Raw genomic sequence first — 20,402 nt, forward strand, 5'->3', positions numbered from 1 at the left:
TGATCAGACGTGACCACAAAAATCAGATGTGATCACAAAAAGTGGTAGTGTCGTGGCCCGCCCTCTGGAGCTTGGGCGTTGTTCACTTTTTGCCTTGTCGCGTGGCCGCTGGAAAAAAACAGGCTGGCTGAGGTTGGCATGCTTTTCATGGCTCATTGCGTTGATTCCGAAGGAGACATTCGGGGAAAATTGTATCCTTTCGTTCGCCGGTTATCGTCTAAAGCGGGCGGTATCTTTGGCATATTTGCTGCAATGACTGAGCAGAACTGCCTCAACAGTGTTTCTTCATGGACACCGGGCGGGGAACATGCCGCAAAAGGTGAAAGCGGAGACTTCGGAGCAAACTCGCCTCTCTCCCACCGTGCTGCTCCTCTCTGATGACGAGGTGTTGGCGAAGCTCGCACTCGGAATCGTCAAGCGTCCTTGGAAGCTGGTTCGCCATGCAGCCGACAAATACGTGGGTCGCGAGCTGTTCGCGCGGCCAAATGTTCGACTCGTCATACTCGACGACCAGGGGATCGAGGAAAACGATCGCGGCTGGCTGCTCGAGCAGATTCGCAAGCACTTCTCCGGCCCCCCTTTGCTCTATGTCGCCGGCAGCCAAAGCGATGCCAACGAGAAACGGGCGCGCACCAAAGGCGCCCACTACTACGTTTCGAAGCCACTGCCGATCGAACGATTCGGACACGTGCTGCAATCATTTTTGCAGGCGAAGCAAGTCGAAGGACAATCCGCGCATTCAGCCGCGGAGAAATCTGGGATCAACGCGGGAGAATCGAGCGCCGGGAACCCAACGCGTATCGACGCGGGAATCCGCTGTCTCTCGGAGGAACTCAATCGCGAAGGCTCCCAGCTAAGATCACGCCTGCTCGATGCGGCGCTGGCCGGATTGCGCCTCGCGCGCAATCCGGAGTCGCCCGAGCTCAGGCGCGATGCTGCCCAGATTTGGGCGGCGATACAGCCAACGCTATCCCATCACCTCGACGCCCAAGACAGCCAGTTGCTTCCGTGGCTGGTGCAGCAAGGCCGTCTCTCGTCGGAAGCCGGGCGCAAGGTCCGCGCATTCCACGACCGGCTGCGAACGCTCATCGGCGCAATCGTTGACACCGGCGCGGATCGCCTCACTGAAGCTCAGGCGCGTGACGCCGGACAAGCGTTGAGCGGACTCGCGGTCATCTTGGACGACGCAATCGACAACGAAGAGTGCAGGCTCTTCCCAACGATTCAGAAGGCGCTCTTCGGAATCGACCGTCGCAGTTGAAATCGATAAGTTATCCGGGAACCATGATCGACCGCGCGATTAAGCGACTGTTGGGCGTCGCGGTGCTGGCGGCAGCCGCCGGGTTGTACGGGTGCGCGTCATCCACGACTGGTCAAGACGCTGCCATGACCATCTCATGCCAAGGAAAGGACCGGCAGGAGTGCGAAGCCCGCGATAATGCCCGCCAGCTACGCGACGCAGCGGACTACCAAGATGAGCCCGCCTTGGGATACCTGCAGTCGCCGCCGGGATTGCTGCCAGTACCTCTCACCTCGCGGAATGGTTCCTCGAATTAGTTGAAAGAACGGGCGCGTTGTCTCGCGGCGGCGGTGCGAATCAAGGCGGCACTGGCCGCAGCCGGCGAAAACAGGGTCGAGGCGGTGACCACGCTCGGAGTCGATCGGACGACGCTATATCGGTTGATGAGGCGTCTCAGTCTTTAGGTCGGACTCGCGCACAAAACAAACAGGCCCCGGACCGACGCGTAGGCGCGCCGGGTCCGAGGCCCCCTGGGAGAGGCTAACTGGATTGCCTTCCGATCGCTGAAATCAGTCGGCCCGGGATCATCCTGCGCCACCAGAGGAGAGCGTGTGGAGGACCGAGATCATTGCCGGTCCGACGATTACCGCGATCATCGCGGGCAATACGAAGAGGACCAGCGGGAACAGAATCTTAATCGATGCCTTCTGCGCGTCTTCCTCGGCATGTATCCGGCGACGCTGTCGCAATGCGTCCGAACTGGAACGCAACGCAGGTCCGATCTGCGCGCCAAGTTGTTCACTCTGAACCAAGGTTGCGGCGAGCGGCTTGATATCATCAACCGCAGTCCGCTCGGCCAGCCCGCGCAACGCCTGTCCGAGCGACGCGCCCGCGGAGATATCGGTGGCGACCAGATTCAACTCGGTGCCGATTTCCTGACCATGACGTTCGCATTCCGTGCCGACGATTCGAATCGCCTCGAACAGTCCGAGGCCCGCTTCGACGCATACCACCAGCAGATCGAGCACGTCCGAGAGCTGCTTTGAGATGTTTTGCTGGCGCGTCCGCGCGCGCCGTCCCAGGTAGTAGGCGGGCAGGAAAATTCCGATCCCTGTGCCGCCGATTCCGAACAGCAGCGGCTGAGCCGTTGTGGCGTGAAGAATAAATCCGACCAACAGTCCCAAACCTCCGCATCCGATCGCCAGCAGCACACGGGTGACCTGATAGGTCTGCGGCGCGCTGGACTTCAGAAATCCCGCCTGCGCCAGAGTCTGCTGGAGCTTCTCCCCGGTGGGAGTATCCAGGTTCGGCGGTGGGATGCGCTTGGAGGCCCATCTGAAAAGCATGCGGAGCAGGTTGTCGTCCTGAAGGTCACCTTCGAGTGCGCCCTGCGAAGCCCGCATCTTGACCGCCAAATCCGCGAATCGTTCATCGACCGCCCGGCTCTGCGGCGAAATGGCGAGGTACAAGGCCGCGCACGCCGCGCCAGCCAGGAGAAAGACCGCTATGCCAACCATGAATGGACTCATTAGTAGTTTACCCGCAGTAGTCGCCTGATGCTCAGGATGGCGAGCACGTCCGCTACGATCGCGAATTTCAAAATCTTCTGACCCATCGGGTCATGAAACAATTGATCGGTGTAACCCGGCTGAATCAAGCTGAACACGCAGAGCACCGCGATTGGCAGGCAGCCGACGATGATGCCGCCGAAGCGCGATTGCGCGGTCAGCGCTGTGATCTGCATCCGCAAGCGCTGGCGGATTCGCACGATTTCGGATAGCCGCCCGACAATCTGAGCCAGGCTCGAGCCGACCTCCGTTTGCACGCGCACCGCGATGACCAGGAGTCGGAGGTCGTCCTCCGGAACTCGCTTGAGCATGTCTTCGAGCGCGCGCGGCAGCGGCAGTCCGATCCGGTTCTGCTCGAGCACGGTGCGGAATTCGCTGCCCAGCGGATCCGCGAACTCGCTGACCAGAACTTGCAGCGCGCGCTGCAGCGAATGTCCCGCCTCGAGCGACGATTTGATCAGGTCAAGCGCGAACGGCAGCTGGGCCGCAAAGGCCTTGAGACGCCGCTTCCTTCGGAATTGGATGTAGGCGAGGGGCAGGATGGCCATCACCAGCGCGCAACCCAGCGCGATCCACATGTCGTTGAACAAGAGATTGCCGCCGAACAATCCGGTGCCGAGCAGCAGCACCATGATCAGCAGCATGTCGGCGACCGTCATGTACAAGCCCGCCTGCCACATCATCTCTTCGAGTTTGCGCAGCAGGTCCAGTTCGTACAGCACACCCAGCAGCAGTCCCTGATCGGGCCGGCGCCTGCGCATGACATCGACCTGCAGATCGTCGGCGGGGCGCGTCAGACGTCGTGCCACCTCGCGCTGTTGCTCGGCTTCGCTGCCGCGACTGCTGGAGAATACCAGCACGCCCAGGAAGACGAGCAGGAATATGCCGCTAGCCATCAAAATATCCATAGTATTTATCCGATTGTGCTGCGGAAAACCTTGGCGTCGAGTTTGTAACCCGCGGCCTCCAGCCGCTGCGAGTAGGTTGACCGAATCCCGGTGGGCGCGAACTGGCCGAGCACTTCTCCACCCGGCCCGATTCCCGTGCGCTTGAATTCGAACAGGTCCTGCATCATCACCATCTCACCCTCCATCCCGCTGATCTCGGAAACGCGCATCACTTTGCGCGAGCCGTCGGATAGCCGCGATACATGGATGATGATGTTGATCGCCGACGCGATTTGCTGGCGCATCGCGCGCTGCGGAATCGACACTCCCGACAGCAGCATCATCATCTCCAGACGGCCCAAGCTGTCACGGGGAGTATTGGCGTGGATGGTGGCGATTGAGCCGTCATGGCCGGTCGACATCGCTTGCAACATGTCGAACACTTCATCGCCGCGGACCTCGCCGACGATTATGCGGTCCGGCCGCATACGCAACGAGTTTCTGACCAGGTCGCGCTGGGTGACTTCACCCTTGCCTTCGACGTTGGGCGGTCGCGTTTCGAGCCTGACCACATGCGGCTGCTGGAGGCTCAATTCGGCCGAGTCTTCGATCGTCACAATTCGCTCGTCGGCCGGAACGAACAGCGACATGCAGTTAAGCAGGGTCGTTTTACCCGAGCCGGTGCCGCCGCAAATCAGGACGTTGAGCCGCGCGCGCACGATGGTGCGCAGAAACTCGACCATCTCCGGCACCAGTGTCTTCTTCGCGATCAGATCGTCGATGTTGTAGCGCCTGCGACCGAATCGGCGAATCGACAGCGCCGGGCCGTCGAGCGTCAGCGGCGGAATAATCGCGTTGATACGCGAACCGTCGGGCAGCCGCGCGTCAACCATCGGCGACGCTTCGTCCACCCGGCGTCCGACTTGCGACACGATTCGATCGATGATCAGCATCAGGTGCTGATCGTCCTGGAACTTGACGTCGGTGGCGTGAAGCTTGCCGCCTTTTTCGACGTAAACCTGGTTGTGCCCGTTGACCAGGATGTCGGTGATTTCATCATCCCACAAAAGCGGCTCCAACGGCCCGAGTCCCAACAGCTCGTTCTTGATCTCCTCGATGAGGTGAGTCTTGTCGACGTCGGTGAGCAGGCGTCCCTCGTCGTCCAGAATGGCGGAGATCGCCGCGGTGACTTTCTGCGCCGCGAGCGCCGGCTCGAGGCTTTCAAGCCGGGTAACGTCCAGCATCTCGAACAGCCGGTTGTGGACGGCAAGCTTGAGCTGCTGAAAACCCTCGGCCTGCACGTCTTTGACGGCGCGCTTTTGATTGCCTATCAGCGAGCGCTGAAAGGGCGCCGGCGTTGCGCTGTTCTGCTGGGAAATTCTCTCAACCAGCTTCATTCGGGTACCTCAAGTGCGCGCGCCGATAACATTCAACAGGCGCGAGACCAATGAATTTGGGAAATTGCCGTCGCTGGCTTCGCTGCCCACCTCGAGCCGCCGCGCCAAGTCCTCGATGCTCTTGGCCAGCGGCGAGTTCGGCGCCACCTGCCACAAATCCTGTGCGCTCAACTGCACCCGCTCGAGAACTTTTTCATCGCGCGGAATCCGCGTGTGAATCGGCTGCGCCAGCGTATGGCTGAGCTGCTCTTCACTGATCGGATGACCCGGCACGAAACGGCTCAGAATGAAGTTGGGTTCGACCCCCGGCAGCCCCAGCCGCCCCACCAGATCGACGAATCGCCACGCGCATCGTGCCGCACCGATCGACTGGTCGAGTAGGTAGAACAGACGACTCGAGCGCTCCCAGGCGGCGACCGTGTTTGCGTCGATATGCGTGCCGCAATCCACGATCACGAAGTCAAAAAGCTGGCGCGTCAGGTCGAGGATCGCACCGACCGTCGCGTCACTGACCAACTCGCTGTCCTCGATCCGCTTGGGCGCCGCGAGCAGGTAGATTCCCGACGCATGCTTGCTGAGCGCTGATTCGAGTTGAATCGAATCGAGCTTTCGCGTCCCCTCGGCGAGCGCCATGATCGTGCGCTCGGGTTCGAGATTCAGGAACACCGCCAACCCGCCGGTCTGCAGGTCGAGATCTATTACCGCAACCCGCTTTTCGAACGCGTAGCGCAGTGCCAGGGCGAGGTTCGCCGCCAGGCTCGTCACTCCAGTGCCGCCTATCAGGCTCACCAGCGAAACGATCATGCCGCCGCCGTTGTGAACGTTGTGAACTTCTTCGCGCCGGCGGGTCTCGCTTATCTTGAGCAGTGCGCGGGTCGCGTCTCCGGGATCCAGTGGCAGGAACAGAAGCTCATCGGCTCCGGCCCTCAGTACCCGCTTCATCAGGTCCGGCGAACGATCGTGCAGCAGCGCAAAAAGAGCCGGGCGGGGCTCCTGCCCCGCCTGCGCGTTCAGATAACTCAGAGAGAGTTCGTTGTTGCCGTTGAACACCACCATCGTGACGTCGATGGTGGTGTCGGGAGCGGCGTCCAGATCCGGTTCGAGTTCCAGGATGTTCAGCACCGGGTCGCCCAAGGCGGCGAGGGCATCCCTGACTTCTGCGCGATGGTCCGCGCTTCCGCCAACTAATTGGACTTTCAGCTCGCCATGCCGTCCGTCACTTTTTTTACCGAGCGTTGACACTTCACACTCTCCCTGCTTCACGTATGCCGTGTCGTATCATGCACTAAATACTCGGTTATGTCTTGTCCTCCGTCGAACTAGAATCTCGGGCGCGACGCGTCAGGCTGCGCCAGACGACGGGTCTCGATCTGTTCATGCGTCAGCTCAGGCACGTAAGTCGGGTTGTAAACCGAGGCGCCATTGGGCAGCGGACGCACGATTTGCGGCGTTACGCTTATGATCAGGTCCGTTTCGGTGTTGTTATAGCTGGTGTTGCGGAATAGTCCGCCGAGATACGGGATGTCACCGAGGTACGGGACTTTTTGAACCTCGGTCGTCTTTTGGTGCAGGATGAGGCCCGCGATGATCAGCGTCTGATTGTCCTTGAGCTGTACCATTGTTTCCGCGCGCCGAGTCACGAATGCCGGTATGGTGAAGCCGAACATCGACACGCCTTGGGCGTAATCGGGCTGCGATACTTCAGGCTTCACCAGCAGCTCGATATCATCGCAGCCGACGACGGTCGGAACGAATTCAACCGAGGTGCCGTATTGCTTGAAGACGATCGAGGTATTCAGCGCCTGGGCGATGACGATGGGAATTTCGCCACCCGACAGGAACTTTGCCTCTTCACCGGAATTAGCCAGCAGTTGCGGCTGGGCGAGAAGCTTCGCGAGGTTGTGCTGCTCGAGGAACTGGAAGAATCCCTGCAGCTGGTAGTTCTTGTTCCCCGCCGCCAAGCCATAAGTAAGCGACGACGACACCAGCATCCCGATCAAGTTTCCACCCAGCGGCAGCGATTGGGGCTGTATATTGGGAACGCTCGCGGTCGCCGACGGGGAAAACGGCGTCCCTACTGCGCCCGGCAATGAGACCAGCGATATCCCCGCACGGGTGAGCGCGGCCGACAGGTTGGTGCCCTGGTTCTCGATGGCGGTGCGGTCCAGTTCCGCCACCATCGTGTCGAGCAACACCTGCTCCTTGCCGTTGGGATCGATTCGCACCGTGCGTTCGTTGTATTGGCCTTGTTGGTCCCAGATCGCCAGAGTCGTGAAGCCCGGCGTATGGCCTATCAGGTTGATCTGGAACGGATTGATCACCTGGACATCGGCAACAGCAGTATCGGCGACCGACACGCGGCGCAGCCGGGTCGCAAAGTCGATAACTCTCGACGACCCCGTCTGGAGCTGCACTATGTCGTCGGGCAGATAATGGCGTCCACCTGAAATCGCGCCCGAGTGCAATTCGCCGCAACTTAGACCGATCGACGGGTCGCTCCGATACCGCTGGTTCGACAGTGCCGCCGAAGCCGTCTGACCGGAGGGCGCCTGAGGTCGCGGAGGGTACGAAGCAGCCGGAACCGACGGAGCGAAATCGAAGGTCGACGAATTAACAGCAGCCGGCGCAGGTGCGCCTGGCGATGCGGCTGCGACTGATGCCGAGCTGATCACGGTTGTGGCTGTTCCTGCAGATGAGGATGAAGACGAGGAAAATGACGAAGGCGGATTCACCGGGCCAGCGCCCGCATCAAGCTTCACGACTGCCGGAGCCGCACTGCCCGAGGACTTGCCGGAGCCCGCGATTGGCGCCGGACTGGTGCCAGGATGATTGATGTCGAAGGCGCTGCCGACCGATCTGACCCTAACGTCATAGTTGACTTGGCCATCCGCCGTCTTGACCGAAATGTTCCATTCTCCTGCTTCCGCGCCCAGCAGGACGACTCTGCCCGGCTCCTCGTTATGCACGATCAGCGCGTGGGGATTCGCGATCACCTTCACCGCTGGAACCTCGCCGGGGCTGACGTTGTTGATTATGTAGCTCTCGCCCGCGTTCAGGGCGACAGACATTTCCGCGCCGCCGCTATCGGCGGCAAGCAGCAGGCCGGGCTGAAGCATGAGCATGCTGATCGCTGCAGCCAGCCACGGAAGCAGTCCATATCCTCGTTGAGCTTTCATCTTCTTCACCTTGGCTTCTTCGCGGCTTGCTTATGGTATGTCGATTGTTTTGGGCGTCGGCACGTGATCCGCCGTCGCGTTGATGGGCGCCCCGGCCGGCGCAATGCCGCGGTTCACGGGCGCCGCCACGAGGTCGTGATGATCGGGTTCAGGAGGGCTCGCCACCGTCGTTGAGGATGCCGCAGGGGCGCCCGCGTCGGTGTCGTCGTTATCAGAAAACTGCGCCGCATCGGCGTGCGTATGGCTCGTCGACTTCTTTGCACCCTCGCTGTTCGCCGCCGCTTCATTCACAAACGAGACTGACTCGGACGACTTGCCGTTGCGAAGAATCTCGATCTCGACCTGCTTCTTGGCCGGGCGCGGCGCCGCGATCTCATGATGAGGCTCAGGCTGCACAGCCACCACCGGAACCTCAGGCGCCAGGCTGTAGGCCCGCAGCATCTGAGCAACGTCGCTGCCGTTGGTCAGAACGATTTTGTTATCATTGTAATTGCGCATCGCCAGACGCAGCGTTCCCGAGTGGCTCGCCAACGCCAGGCGCTCGGCCTCCTGCGGCGTGACCAGCAGCGTGACGACCTTCACTACCGTTGGCTCGTCCTTTTTCTGCTCGATTTCCTGCGCTACGGCGAGAACTTCGACGTTCTGCAGAATTACTTTTGAGAACGCCCTTGGGGTGCCTTCGCCGCCTTGGGTCGCGACCAGCACGTCCACCCGGGTATGCGGCAGCACGAAGCCCGCGACGTCGCTGACTTCATCCACCGGGACCGACACGGCGCGCATCCCGAACGGAATCAACAACGGCATCACACCCGCCGTCTTCTCCCCGGTGAACAGCTTGGACCGCACCACCGGCTCGTTAGCTACCAACGAGTTCTTCACGTAGCTGCCGATGACCTGTTTGGGATCGGTGTATGCGCCCTCCGGAAGACTGTCAGCCGACCAGCGCGCCATCTTTACTTCGCCCAGCTCGATTTTTGTGCCGAGCGGAAGATCGTACGCCGAGACCACCACCTCTACGTTATGCGCCATCGCCTGCTGTACTTCGGCTTCTCTCCGTTTCAAGGCGGAGTACACCATTACCGAAGCCAGCATCGCCGCCAGTCCCGCCAGTAAGACGAATACCATCGGTCGTCTCATATCGCCTCTTCCCCCCGGCCGCTTCGTGGCTGACCGGCTATCTTCAAATAGTTAAACATACCGTCATTTTGTTATTCTATCATGGCCAGTTCAAGTACTGGTCAGGATGGCGGGGAAACTAACGATTAAATGTGAATGCGAGCCGGGAGTAGTCCCAGCTTTGTTGCAGATAGTCAGAACAATGCTCTTACGGCGTGTAATTGAATCCACCGCCACGACAGGTACCCCCAAAATAGCCGCGGGTCGCTGACTATACGAGAGGACCCACGCGGTTGACTAATGTCGAGACGATATTACCCGCATTCTGAATTAGAGCAATACATACTGCGCCGCTCGCTGCGAGTATTATTGCGTACTCGGTCATAATCTGACCACCCGAACTTACTTATTGTCCGGTAAACCCGCTTCTGCTGGCTCATTGACTTCCCCTCCCAGGGTTGTCGTCTTTTCTGAAGTCGTCTCTCTTAGCGGGGCCTGTGTTGGAGCCCCCGCTAAAAGACCACGGCTCCCGACGACCGTCAGGCCATCGACGGCTACAGTTCTGATTTTTTATGTGGGGTGGCGGATGGGTTAGTCCGCCACCCCGGAATTTCACCCTTCTCGATTAGAGTTGGGCGTCCACGCTGGTCAGCACGCTCTTGATGGTCGTTCCCATGGTCTGGTAGCCGAGGAACACCACAACCGCGACTGCGGCGAGGATCAAAGCGTATTCCGTCATCGTCTGGCCGCGCTGATACTCGCGCGCTGCCACAAACATCCTCGTAATCATATCCATTTTCCCGTGTCCTCCTTCTGTTACTTGTTGGCCGAAATTGGCATTATCCCCATTAATCAACCTGACTCCGTTCAACCTTCTGCCGCAGCCCAACGGCGCCAGCTTGTCTCGATTCCTTCTTCCCCGTGGAAGAAAATCCTCGCTTGCGGCAACTTTCACTGGCGCCAGAGCGAGACTAAGGTAGAGCATCTCTCGTGCCATTTTAATCTATTCAGCAACCTGTTGGACTTTTTTGTTTCATGCACGGTTACCATACGCTAATACGCGCAGTGATGCAACTACCAGTTGCCAAGCTGCAACAGATTATGGTCTAAAGAGCGCATCATTGGAGATTTAAAACAGTCAAAGAGGTTTGAGCTAAACATGAACTAGCTAAGCGAGAGAAACCAACGGATGGTGGTCGGTCTCGAATCCAACCACCAAATAGTGTGTATCACATTCCGAATGGGGATAGCTTGGCGGGTTCTGCGAGATAGCCTCGTGGCTTTAGTTGGCAGGTTCGAAGCTAATCTGATCGCCCACCTGCGTCGAACTCTCGTCCGCCGCGCCAGCGGGAAGTTCGAGTGCTTTTCGTGCTCCAAACACGATCGAGGAGACGTGCCAGGGCCTCAGGCGCCGGTTGATTCTGATGACCGTGTTGCCGCGCCCCAGGAAAACGATATCGATCGCGAAGCGCATGAAGAACATGTGCATCCACATGAACGGCGTGAATCGCCCCTTATCGAATAGCATCCCCATTCCGGGCTCGAGGCCGTCGCGACCCAGCAGACCGCGGCTCTGACCGCCGAGACCGCCGGCGTACTCGAGCCGCGCGCAGAGCACGGTTGCGCGGGATTGATTGACTGCTCGGAGCGGAGATTGCGGCGTCGGCATCGGCGGTGCATCGGGTGGTCGGGACTGTCTCATTACGTCATCATGTAATAAACTCGCGTAAGTTTCATGGGATACATCCCGATATTTCTCGACGTGACTGGCCGCGAATGTGTCGTAGTCGGTGGCGGCGAGGTCGCCGCGCGCAAAGTCGAGTCGCTGTTGGAGGCCGGCGCTCACGTGACTATCGTGAGCCCGCGCCTGTCGCGCTCGATGGAGGCAATCGTTGCCCGCGGGCTCGTGACTCACATCGCTCGTGATTATGAGCGCGGCGATATTCGCGGATGCGTGCTGGTCTATGCGGCGACCGGCGATCCGAAACTCCATCGCGAGCTTGCCGCCGAGGCGCGCGTGCTCGGAATCCCGATAAACGTTGTCGACCTCCCCGAGTTGTGCACGTTCATCGCGCCCGCGGTTGTCAAGCGCGGCGCGCTCCAAATCGCAATCTCGACCGCCGGTGCGTCGCCTGCCTTTGCGGCGCGGCTCAGACGCGAGCTGGAGCAGCAGTTCGGGACCGAGTACGCGGTCGCGCTCGAAGTACTGCGTGCCGCGCGCCGGCGGTTGCACGCCGATGAAATCGATCCCGCCGATCGCATGCGCCGGCTGAAGGACCTCGCCAACTCCACACTGCCCGACGCGATTGGCGTCGGCGACGTAGCCGCGATCGAGCGGATACTCGCCACTCATCTGGGTGACGGTGTTGGTCTGGTCCGGCTCGGAATCGACCCGGCCGCGCTCGGCCTCACACGCGCAACGGAAGTTCCGGAGTGAACCGCATGCCGATGGACACGCTATGGCTAATGCTCGCGCTTGCTTGTTACGCGCTCTCTGCCGTGTTGTTTGTGTTCGATCGTTTGGCGGGCCGTACGCAAGCGACCGGCTACGCAGGTGCGATACTCGGTGCGGGCGTGGTCTTTCATGCTTTCGATTTGACGGCGCGGGGGCTGCAGGCCGGCAATTTTCCGGTCGCCAATTTTCCGCAGGCGTTGTCGTTTCTTGCGTGGCTTACCGCGCTGGCGGGGCTGCTGATGATCGTGCGCTTGAGGCTGGCGGTGATCGGCGCATTCGTGGCGCCGGCGGTGACTCTGGCTCTGGGAGCCGCTTCACTCGCGATGAGCAGCGGGCACGTGGTTTTGCCGGCCACCCTGCGCAGCGTATGGCTGCCGATTCACGTTACCCTCGCCATCCTGGGCTACGCGATGTTTGTGCTGGCTGCGAGCGTGAGTATCGCCTACCTGGCCTACGAGTCGCGGCTCAAGTCCAAGCGCGCGATCGGTCCGGCCAACGAAGGCGCGCCGAGTCTCGAAAAGCTCGACCGAATCAACTATCGCCTGCTGGGATGGGGCTTCCTGATGCTCAGCCTGGCGATCGTGAGCGGCGCGATTTGGGCCGATGCGACGTGGGGTCATTTCTGGTCATGGGAGCCCAAGGAATCCTGGTCGCTGGCGATTTGGGTGCTCTACGCGGGTCTGCTCGAATCCCGCCTTACGATAGGATGGCGGGGACGGCGCGCCGCGGCGCTCACTTTAGTGGTGTTCAGCTTGTTGGTTGGTTCGTTCGTGGGCGTTAACCTGATTTTCCCGGGCAAACACGGCGGCAGTTTCGGCTGAAAATGGATCAGACTTTATTCATCGTCGGCATAAATCATCGCAGCGCCGCCGTTGCGTTGCGTGAACGCCTGGCGTTTGCCGACGACGAGATCGTTGCTGCGCTGGCCAGACTGCGGGATTCGTCGCCCGCGGTCCTGGAGGCGGCGCTGATTTCGACCTGCAATCGTGTCGAAATTGTGGGTGTCGCCTCCGATACGGCGCGCGCGGCCGACGAGACGCTGAAGTTTCTGGCCGCGGATCGAAGCGTCGAGCAAGCCGCGTTCGCCGACGTGATTTATAGTTCCGCCGGGCGCGACGCCGCGCGTCATCTGTTCCGCGTGGGTGCGAGTCTCGACTCGATGGTCGTTGGCGAGCCGCAGATATTGGGGCAGCTCAAGATCGCTTACGCGCAGGCGTCCGAGGCGGGCAGCGTCGGCCCGATTCTGCATCGCGCGTTCCACAAGGCTTTCACGGTCGCCAAACACGTGCGCAAGGGCACGCTTATCGGTCATGGAGCGGTTTCCGTCAGTTCCGCGGCAGTCGCGCTTGCGGGCCAGATTTTTGACACGTTGAAAGACAAGACCGTGATGCTGATGGGTGCGGGCAAGATGGCGGAGTTGACCGCCCGCCAGCTGAACGCGCTCGGAATCGAGTCGCTGCTGATCACGTCGCGCACTTTCGATCACGCAGTCGCGCTCGCGCGCGAACTTGGCGGCACCGCGGTGCCGTACGACAACTACAAGCCGTACCTCAAGATGGTGGACGTGCTTATCGGTTCGCTCGCATCCACCAAACCGGTGCTGGGTCCCGACGAATTCGAGTCCGTGATTCGCGAGCGCCGCTACCGGCCGATGTTTCTGATCGACATGGGCGTGCCGCGCAATTTCGACGAGCGGCTGAACGCGCTGCAAAACGTCTATCTGTACGACATCGACGATCTCGGCGCGCTGGTTAAACGATCGCTCGGCGATCGCGAGCGCGAAGCCGAAAAGGCCGAGCAGATCGTCGAGCTCGAACTTGAATCGTTCCTCAAGTGGCTCGCGGGTCTCGACCTGACCCCCACTATCAAGGACATCCGCTACAGTGTCGAACGGCTGCGCGACGTCGAGCTGGGACGGCATCGCGGCTGGCTGGCGCAACTCGAACCCGCCGTACGCGAACGAGTCGAATTGCTCACTCACGGACTGACCAACAAACTGCTTCATCGCATTCTGTCCGGCCTCAAGCATCACGACAACAAAGCGCTCGATGCCGCGTTTGCCGCCGAGGTCGCGCGCCGCCTGCTGGGTGCTGAATTGGACGCGCGAGTCCACGATCTCGACGACGCGGACGACGATGACGACACGGGCGCCGAGTGACCGCGCGGCACGCTGATCCCTTATGGCGCTCAAGCCCAAGCTCAAGTTCAGAATCGGTTCGCGGCCAAGCAAGCTGGCGCTGGTCCAGGCGTCGATGATGCGGGAGCGGCTCGCGGCGCAAATATCCGTTGTCGATCCCGAAATTGAAATCGTCGAAATACGCACCACCGGCGACAAGCTAACGTCGGCGTCGCTTGCGCAAGTGGGCGGCAAGGGCCTCTTTATCAAGGAACTCGAGCAGGCGCTCGCCGATCGCAAGATCGACGCCGCCGTCCATTCGATGAAGGATATTCCCGCAGTCCTGCCGCCGCAGTTTCGCGTGGCTGCGGTGCCCGGGCGCGAGAATACTGCCGATATCCTGGTGACGCGCGACGGCTCGGCATTGTCGGCGCTGCCGGTGGGCGCGCGGCTTGGCACCTCGTCGTCGCGCCGCCGTTTCCAGGCGCTCAGGATGAATCGGGGGCTTGCTGTTCTGGCGTTGCGCGGCAACGTCGATACGCGTTTGAAGCGCGTCGCCGACGGCAGCTTTGACGCGATCATAATCGCGATGGCGGGGGTGAAGCGGCTGGGGCGGTTGCGCGATGTGAAGTTCGTCGAGCTCGATGGCCGCGATTTCATCCCGGCCGGAGGGCAGGGCGCGCTTGCTATAGAAACGCTGGTCGAGCGCGACGACCCCGTTTCAAATGAACTCGATCGCGCGCTTTCCGCGATCAACGACGCGCGCGCATTCTACGAAACCGCGGCCGAACGATCGTTCCTGGCCGCGATCGATGCGTCATGCACGACGCCGGTCGGCGTAAGGGCAAGCATCGTGGGCGATACGCTCGCGCTCGCAGCGATCCTGTTCAGTCCCGACGGCGCGCGCGAGCTGTCGGAGTCGATGGAACAACCGATCGCGCCCGACCTCGCGCCGTCCGCCGCCGAAAATTCCGGCAAGCGGCTCGCGGAAAAAATGCTCGCGCGGGACGCTGCCGCGATTCTTCGGTCTTGAATGAGCGCGCGCGCCAAGCATCAGGATCGGGGCAAAGTCTTCCTGGTTGGCGCGGGTCCCGGCGCCTTCGATCTGATCACGATTCGCGGCGCTGACGTTTTGAGCCGCGCCGACGTCGTTATTTACGACCATCTGGTGAGTCCGGAACTGATCCGGCTGGCGCCGCGCAAAGCCGAGTTGATTTACGCGGGCAAGAAAGGCGGCGCGGGAAAAGGTATCGAGCAACCCGAATTGAACGCGATGCTGATCGAGCGCGCGCGGATGGGGCGCGTCGTGATCCGGCTCAAGGGCGGCGATCCATTTATCTTTGGACGCGGCGGCGAGGAGGCCGAGGCGCTGGCGCGCGCGAACGTGCGGTTCGAGGTGGTCCCGGGGGTCACGTCGGCGATTGCAGGCCCGGCCTTCGCCGGTATTCCGCTGACGCATCGCGAGTACGGTTCGTTCGTCGCGTTCGTCACCGGCCATGAGGACGAAAGCAAGGATGCGCGCTCGACGGTTCCGTGGGACGAACTGGTCGCGGCGGCTCGGGGCCGCGGCACGATCGTTATCCTGATGGCGACGGCGCGGATGCGCGCGACGCTGGATCGAATCCGCGCGGCCGGACTTCCGGCAGAAACTCCGGCGGCTGCGGTCCAATGGGCGACGACTGCCGCGCAGAAGACAGTCAGCGCGACGCTCGCGACGCTCGCCGACGCATCCGCGCGCGCCGGAATCGGCGCGCCGGCTGTTATTGTGGTCGGAGAATGCGCGGGCCTGCGCGAGCATCTCAAGTGGGTGGAGCGCACGCCGCTGTTCGGCCGCACCGTGGTGGTGACCAGATCGCGTGAGACTGCCTCGCAGTTCGCCACGGCACTCAGACGGCTCGGCGCGGAGGTGGTGGAATTTCCGACGATTGAAACCGCGCCGCTCGCCAGCTACGCGGCGCTGGACCGGGCGATCGCGCGTCTCTCGTCACCGGCGCGGAATTCCTTCGACTGGATAATCTTCACGAGTGCGACGGGAGTCGAGAGTTTTATCGAACGGCTGAAGTCGCGCGGCCGCGATATTCGCGAGCTCGGACGTGCGTCGATTGCGGCGATTGGACCGGCAACCGCGGCGCGGCTTGCCGATTATGCGCTCCGCGCCGCGGCGGTTCCCGACGAGTATCGCGCGGAGCAAATTATTCCCGCGATCGGAATAAGGCGGATTCGCGGCAAGCGCTTCCTGATTGCGCGGGCCGAAGTTGCGCGCGAGGCGTTGCCCGAGATCCTGCGCGACAAGGGCGCCAAAGAAGTCGTAGTCGCGCCAGCCTATCGAACCGTCAAGCCCAAGGGCGCGCAGATCGAGCGGATGCGCGAGCTGATCGCGTCGGAGTCGATCGATCTCGTGACGTTTACCAGTTCCAGTACAGTCACAAATTTCTGCGACCTGATAGGCGCGCCGGCGAGTCTCCTCAAAGCCGCGGCGATCGGGCCGATAACGGCGGCGACTGCGCAGCAGCGTGGATTCGAGGTGGTCGTCAGGCCGGGCAAATACACGATTTCGGCTCTGACCGAAGCCATTGCCGAGTATTTCGCCCCGGTGAACGGGGGAACTTGATTGAATGTGAAAGCATGGGTCACCCCTGCCCGCGCGCGACAACGGAGCGCGGCCTTAACACTGGGGGCAGGGGTCACCCCTGCCCGCGCAGTTTGCGGGCGACGTCTTTGGCGAAGTAGGTCAGGATCAAATCGGCGCCGGCCCGCTTGATGGCGATCAGCACTTCGAGCGTGGCGCGCTCCTCGTCGATCCATCCGTTGATTCCCGCCGCGCGGATCATCGAGTACTCACCCGAAACGTTGTACGCCGCCACCGGCGCGTTGAATTCTTGCTTCACTCGCCAGATTAGATCGAGGTACGGCAGCGCCGGCTTGACCATCACGATATCGGCGCCCTCCTCCAAATCGAGCGCGACTTCGCGCATCGCCTCGTCGCCGTTGGGCGGGTCCATCTGGTACGAGCGCCGATCGCCGAATTTCGGCGCCGACTCCGCCGCCTCGCGAAACGGGCCGTAGAACGCGGACGCGAATTTAGCCGAGTACGCCATGATTGCGACCTGACTGAATCCGTTGCTGTCGAGCGCGGCGCGAATCGCGCCGACGCGTCCATCCATCATGTCGGACGGCGCGACGATATCGGCGCCTGCGCGCGCGTGCGACAGCGCCGAGCGCACCAGCAGCTCGAGCGTCGCGTCGTTATCGACGTCGTTACCGGCGAGCGCGCCGCAATGCCCATGGTCGGTGTACTCGCACATGCACACGTCGGTAATCACCGCCATCGAGGGCACGCGCTCTTTGATCTCGCGTATCGCGCGCTGCACTTCGCCGTTGTCGTTCCACGCCTCGCTGCCCTGCGGGTCCTTGCGTTCGGGAATTCCAAACAGGATGACTGCGGGGACGCCGGCGGCCCACGTCTCGCGCGCCTCGGCGACAATGTTGTCCACCGACATTTGCGCAACGCCCGGCATCGACTCGACCGCCTTCTTCACGCCGCGTCCGGGGCACACGAACATCGGCAAAATGAGGTCGTCTGGCGACAACCGCGTCTCGCGAACCATCCTTCGAATCGTTTCAGTACGTCGCAGCCGCCGCGGCCGATTGATTGGAAATGCCATAGTCCTTCCCTGCGCCGATTATATAGTGATCGCGTATAACTTGGGCAATCTGTGCCGGCGGCTGGCGTTGCCGTCGCCGGCGGAACAGGGCCAGCGCAGAGGGAAGCGAATTTCGATGACGGTGCTGTCTGGAAGGGGAGCGTCTGCCGATGCGCCCGGGAAAAGGGTCATTTCCGAGCGTTGCGTGCCCGCCGGTCGCCGAATTCTTGGATTAAGTCGCTTGCACGGTTAACGTCATAGACGATCTCATCCCCGACCAACTGGATGAAATCGAAAACCGCCAGCGCCACGGCCATGGCGCACTCTGTCTGTTCATTCTCCTTCATCATGGTCTAAGTACGAATCAAACACCTCACTGTTTCAATTATGTAGGCTTGCCGCTTCGCGCGTCCTTGGCCAGCCAAACAGATGCCTGTCCTGCGTCCGCAGAGACGCCGCGTCTTCGCGATCCAAAATTCCTGAGTCTCCGGGCTTTTGTCGCCCTCGGTCCCGTTGTGAGAGGTACGACGGAAAAAATTCCATTTTTAGGGATGAGAGGCAAATGCAATAGACGCGAAACGCCACGGCAAGGACGGCCTGCGCACCGATCTCTCTCTGTATCTTACTCCGCCGCTTGCGTAAAAACTGACGCGCTTGTTCGCGACAGTCTTAGCAATAGGAATTTAAAACGGATCGAAGGGCATCCCCGATTTTCTTCTTACGAAATCTGTCACAAGCCCACACAGACCCGTGCTCAAAGAATGCTCGACCGCGACATCCTCCCATGCACACGTTCACGAGAGGGCAGCGGGAGCAAACGGGAGACAAATATCCAAGTGCCTGGAATTCACTGGGGAGAAGGGCAACCCAGCCTTCCTTGGTTGGAGGCGGAACGGATGCGCAGTCACGCGAGTACTTCTCCGACAAGACGGTGCATCCTGACACCATACCGTCACTGCGGATGTACAAAAGGTTATCTCCGCACCCGCAGGTGTTAACCATTGGATCGGTGTAGTCATCGTGGTCGAGGATTTCCAAGGAGAGGCGCTTCGCCGACGCTTCGATGTTGCCGAAAACCTCTAATTCCTCAGACGGTGCTGGTCTTTCGTCTGCATAGCGCGAGGCATTACCATAGAGAATCATGTCGCCAAACCCAACTTGCTGGACATCAAGTTGAGCTAGGATTTCCATCAAGCGCACGGCCTCAGGTAGCAGGAATCGGGACTTAACCGCTTTGACTACAACCGGAATCCCATTTTCCCTGACTCGCTTAATCGTAGCGCACACATGCTCAAAATTTCCCGAACCCCTCACCAGATCATGGACTGCGGGCGGCCCATCCAGGCTGATTTTTACGCAAGGATTTGTCGAACCTGCCAAAGCCCGAATGACGTCGTCGTTCAGATTTACGCCGTTCGTGAATAGGATCAGCTTGTGCTCTCGTTCTCCGATTGCCCTTATCACTTCAATAACGTGAGGATGCAGGGTTGGCTCACCTCCGAAAAGGGTTATCGTCGCGAGGGGAGGTAGCGAAGCCACAAGTGACAGCCAGAAGCTGAGCGGCACTTCTGAGTTGCGCTTGAAAGTCCGGTTGAAACAGTAACGACAGTTAAGGTTGCATTTAGCTGTGAGCTCGAAATACACATTGAGGTCACTTCTTCTCCAAGCCGAAAATGGCGGGTCGAGATTCAATACTCCGCAATTGACGAGCAAGTCGACCGTCTGTTTGTTGATGTTGCGCGTTCCCTGAATCGCCACGCGAATACAGCCTGCAACTTCTTCAACGAGTTGCACGGCATGACCCGTGGAAATCCGGACCAGCCAATCATCTAAGAGGATGAGGTCCCCGGATAAATAGTACTTGGACATGACCCAATTTCTTTTTTTGGGCATCGATTGTCAAACCCCGATCCGGTGAGCAACGCATACGCAGGGCATCCTGTGCAAACCTGCGAGAATTTACACGAACGGTCCGGGCAAGAAAGAACGTGTTGGCCAATCCGGCTGGAGTCCCAATTGACAGAAGTGACGATGTTGCCCATGGACATTGTCATTTCACGCCGATACAAAAAACAGGGCAGCACGTTCCCATCTGGCATGACGCCAATTTTGCGAATGCCTCCATTACAACCTACGTAGATGCTGTCCAAGTCGCTCTGAGGGAGAGAGGCGTCGAATGCGACGTACGAAAAGGGAGCGTCAAAATAGACCCTTTTGCGAATCCGATGCCGATTAGAGTGAAATAGAGAGAAAAACCGGCGTGAATCCAAACAAAGATTCGTGTTCTGAGTGAGTCGGCCAACCGGAGTCGGGTTTCTCCAAACCCAAGCGCCACAGGTATGCAGTGAATTCACGAAATCGATCAACCTGTCGAGTTCGGCGACTGTCGGTTTCAAAAAGTTAGTGGATAACCCAAATGGGTAGCGACCGTCGACCAGTGCAATGGATTGGAATACTCGGTCCCTGGCGTTCTTGCGGCATGCCAGAAGAGAATACAACGCCTCACTAAATCCCAGCAGGGAGATGTTGAGAACGACTGAGCATTCCTCAAACAGCGATAACCAACCCGTATCGATGAAGAAGGCGTTTGTTGTGAGATTGATGCCTATCCCTAATGCGAACGCTTGGCGTATCAATCGCTCAATTGCAGGCCGCATTGCAGGCAGCAGCGGCTCTCCACCTAGGGAACCTCTGCACAGGTGGTTGAGCGCAGATCGTTTGGAAAGTGAGTCATGAAAAGTATCGCTGGAGGTGAGAACTCTGTAACGGTTGTTGCGCGGGAAGCGGCCGCGCGGGATTACTC

The 20,402-nt window shown here is 60.2% G+C and carries 19 protein-coding genes; 7 read left to right on the top strand and 12 right to left on the bottom strand.

The annotated features are described in order from the left end of the window. Positions 1-307: 307 nt before the first annotated feature. Together ABR989_RS15345 and ABR989_RS15350 are read left to right on the top strand one after the other, a co-directional pair. Complete coding sequence (locus ABR989_RS15345; RefSeq protein WP_428130175.1) at positions 308-1,261, top strand: response regulator; 954 nt, start codon at positions 308-310, stop codon at positions 1,259-1,261. A 329-nt stretch (positions 1,262-1,590) separates the two neighbouring features. Continuing rightward, positions 1,591-1,704, top strand: a complete 114-nt coding sequence (locus ABR989_RS15350) for a helix-turn-helix domain-containing protein (protein ID WP_428130204.1) — start codon at positions 1,591-1,593, stop codon at positions 1,702-1,704. Between the two features lie 120 nt (positions 1,705-1,824). Here ABR989_RS15350 and ABR989_RS15355 read toward each other — a convergent pair whose 3' ends face one another. The 8 genes from ABR989_RS15355 to ABR989_RS15390 all read right to left on the bottom strand — a co-directional run bounded on the left by ABR989_RS15355 (position 1,825) and on the right by ABR989_RS15390 (position 11,086). Then, on the bottom strand, positions 1,825-2,757 hold the full coding sequence (locus tag ABR989_RS15355) for a type II secretion system F family protein (protein WP_428130176.1): 933 nt from the start codon (positions 2,755-2,757) through the stop codon (positions 1,825-1,827). 11 nt (positions 2,758-2,768) lie between these two features. After that, positions 2,769-3,704 (bottom strand): type II secretion system F family protein, encoded by a 936-nt coding sequence (locus ABR989_RS15360; RefSeq protein ID WP_428130178.1) that lies wholly within the window; start codon positions 3,702-3,704, stop codon positions 2,769-2,771. Positions 3,705-3,721: 17 nt separating this feature from the next. Beyond that, on the bottom strand, positions 3,722-5,092 hold the full coding sequence (locus tag ABR989_RS15365) for a TadA family conjugal transfer-associated ATPase (RefSeq protein WP_428130180.1): 1,371 nt from the start codon (positions 5,090-5,092) through the stop codon (positions 3,722-3,724). A gap of 9 nt (positions 5,093-5,101) precedes the next feature. Then, positions 5,102-6,334, bottom strand: a complete 1,233-nt coding sequence (locus ABR989_RS15370) for a CpaE/TadZ family protein (RefSeq protein WP_428130182.1) — start codon at positions 6,332-6,334, stop codon at positions 5,102-5,104. Positions 6,335-6,411: 77 nt separating this feature from the next. Further along, entirely contained in the window at positions 6,412-8,268 is a 1,857-nt protein-coding gene (locus ABR989_RS15375; RefSeq protein WP_428130184.1) for a type II and III secretion system protein family protein, read from the bottom strand. A gap of 30 nt (positions 8,269-8,298) precedes the next feature. Beyond that, positions 8,299-9,405 carry a Flp pilus assembly protein CpaB gene (gene cpaB, locus ABR989_RS15380; protein ID WP_428130185.1) on the bottom strand — a complete coding sequence of 369 codons (1,107 nt, stop codon included), beginning with the start codon at positions 9,403-9,405 and terminating at the stop codon, positions 8,299-8,301. Between the two features lie 604 nt (positions 9,406-10,009). Beyond that, entirely contained in the window at positions 10,010-10,180 is a 171-nt protein-coding gene (locus tag ABR989_RS15385) for a Flp family type IVb pilin (RefSeq protein ID WP_428130187.1), read from the bottom strand. Between the two features lie 486 nt (positions 10,181-10,666). After that, positions 10,667-11,086, bottom strand: coding sequence for a DUF192 domain-containing protein (locus tag ABR989_RS15390; RefSeq protein ID WP_428130188.1), 420 nt, complete (start codon positions 11,084-11,086; stop codon positions 10,667-10,669). A gap of 33 nt (positions 11,087-11,119) precedes the next feature. On the opposite strand from ABR989_RS15390, the gene ABR989_RS15395 reads away from it, so the two are divergent. From ABR989_RS15395 to cobA, 5 genes are read left to right on the top strand one after another with little or no spacing between them, the layout of a single operon-like run. Further along, positions 11,120-11,821 (top strand): precorrin-2 dehydrogenase/sirohydrochlorin ferrochelatase family protein, encoded by a 702-nt coding sequence (locus ABR989_RS15395; RefSeq protein WP_428130190.1) that lies wholly within the window; start codon positions 11,120-11,122, stop codon positions 11,819-11,821. Between the two features lie 5 nt (positions 11,822-11,826). Then, a complete protein-coding gene (gene ccsB, locus ABR989_RS15400) occupies positions 11,827-12,660 on the top strand; it encodes a c-type cytochrome biogenesis protein CcsB (RefSeq protein WP_428130192.1) in 834 nt (277 codons plus the stop codon). A gap of 2 nt (positions 12,661-12,662) precedes the next feature. Then, entirely contained in the window at positions 12,663-13,997 is a 1,335-nt protein-coding gene (gene hemA / locus ABR989_RS15405; RefSeq protein WP_428130194.1) for a glutamyl-tRNA reductase, read from the top strand. 22 nt (positions 13,998-14,019) lie between these two features. Next, the gene (hemC, locus tag ABR989_RS15410; protein ID WP_428130196.1) at positions 14,020-14,988 is read left to right on the top strand and encodes a hydroxymethylbilane synthase; all 969 of its coding nucleotides are present in this window, start codon (positions 14,020-14,022) and stop codon (positions 14,986-14,988) included. After that, positions 14,989-16,566, top strand: a complete 1,578-nt coding sequence (gene cobA / locus ABR989_RS15415; RefSeq protein WP_428130198.1) for a uroporphyrinogen-III C-methyltransferase — start codon at positions 14,989-14,991, stop codon at positions 16,564-16,566. It abuts the gene before it with no gap. Positions 16,567-16,639: 73 nt separating this feature from the next. Here the strand turns inward: cobA and hemB are convergent, their stop codons facing one another. From hemB to ABR989_RS15435, 4 genes are all read right to left on the bottom strand, one after another. Further along, the gene (gene hemB / locus ABR989_RS15420) at positions 16,640-17,620 is read right to left on the bottom strand and encodes a porphobilinogen synthase (protein WP_428130199.1); all 981 of its coding nucleotides are present in this window, start codon (positions 17,618-17,620) and stop codon (positions 16,640-16,642) included. A 167-nt stretch (positions 17,621-17,787) separates the two neighbouring features. After that, positions 17,788-17,946, bottom strand: coding sequence for a hypothetical protein (locus ABR989_RS15425; protein ID WP_428130200.1), 159 nt, complete (start codon positions 17,944-17,946; stop codon positions 17,788-17,790). 322 nt (positions 17,947-18,268) lie between these two features. Continuing rightward, positions 18,269-19,468, bottom strand: coding sequence for a radical SAM protein (locus ABR989_RS15430; protein ID WP_428130202.1), 1,200 nt, complete (start codon positions 19,466-19,468; stop codon positions 18,269-18,271). Then, the coding region (locus tag ABR989_RS15435; protein ID WP_428130203.1) for a radical SAM protein at positions 19,429-20,402 on the bottom strand (974 nt) is incomplete at its 5' end. The genes ABR989_RS15430 and ABR989_RS15435, both read right to left, overlap by 40 nt.

Origin of the sequence: Binatus soli (SeqCode), from assembly GCF_050015535.1 — a bacterium.
GTDB lineage: Bacteria > Desulfobacterota > Binatia > Binatales > Binataceae > Binatus > Binatus soli.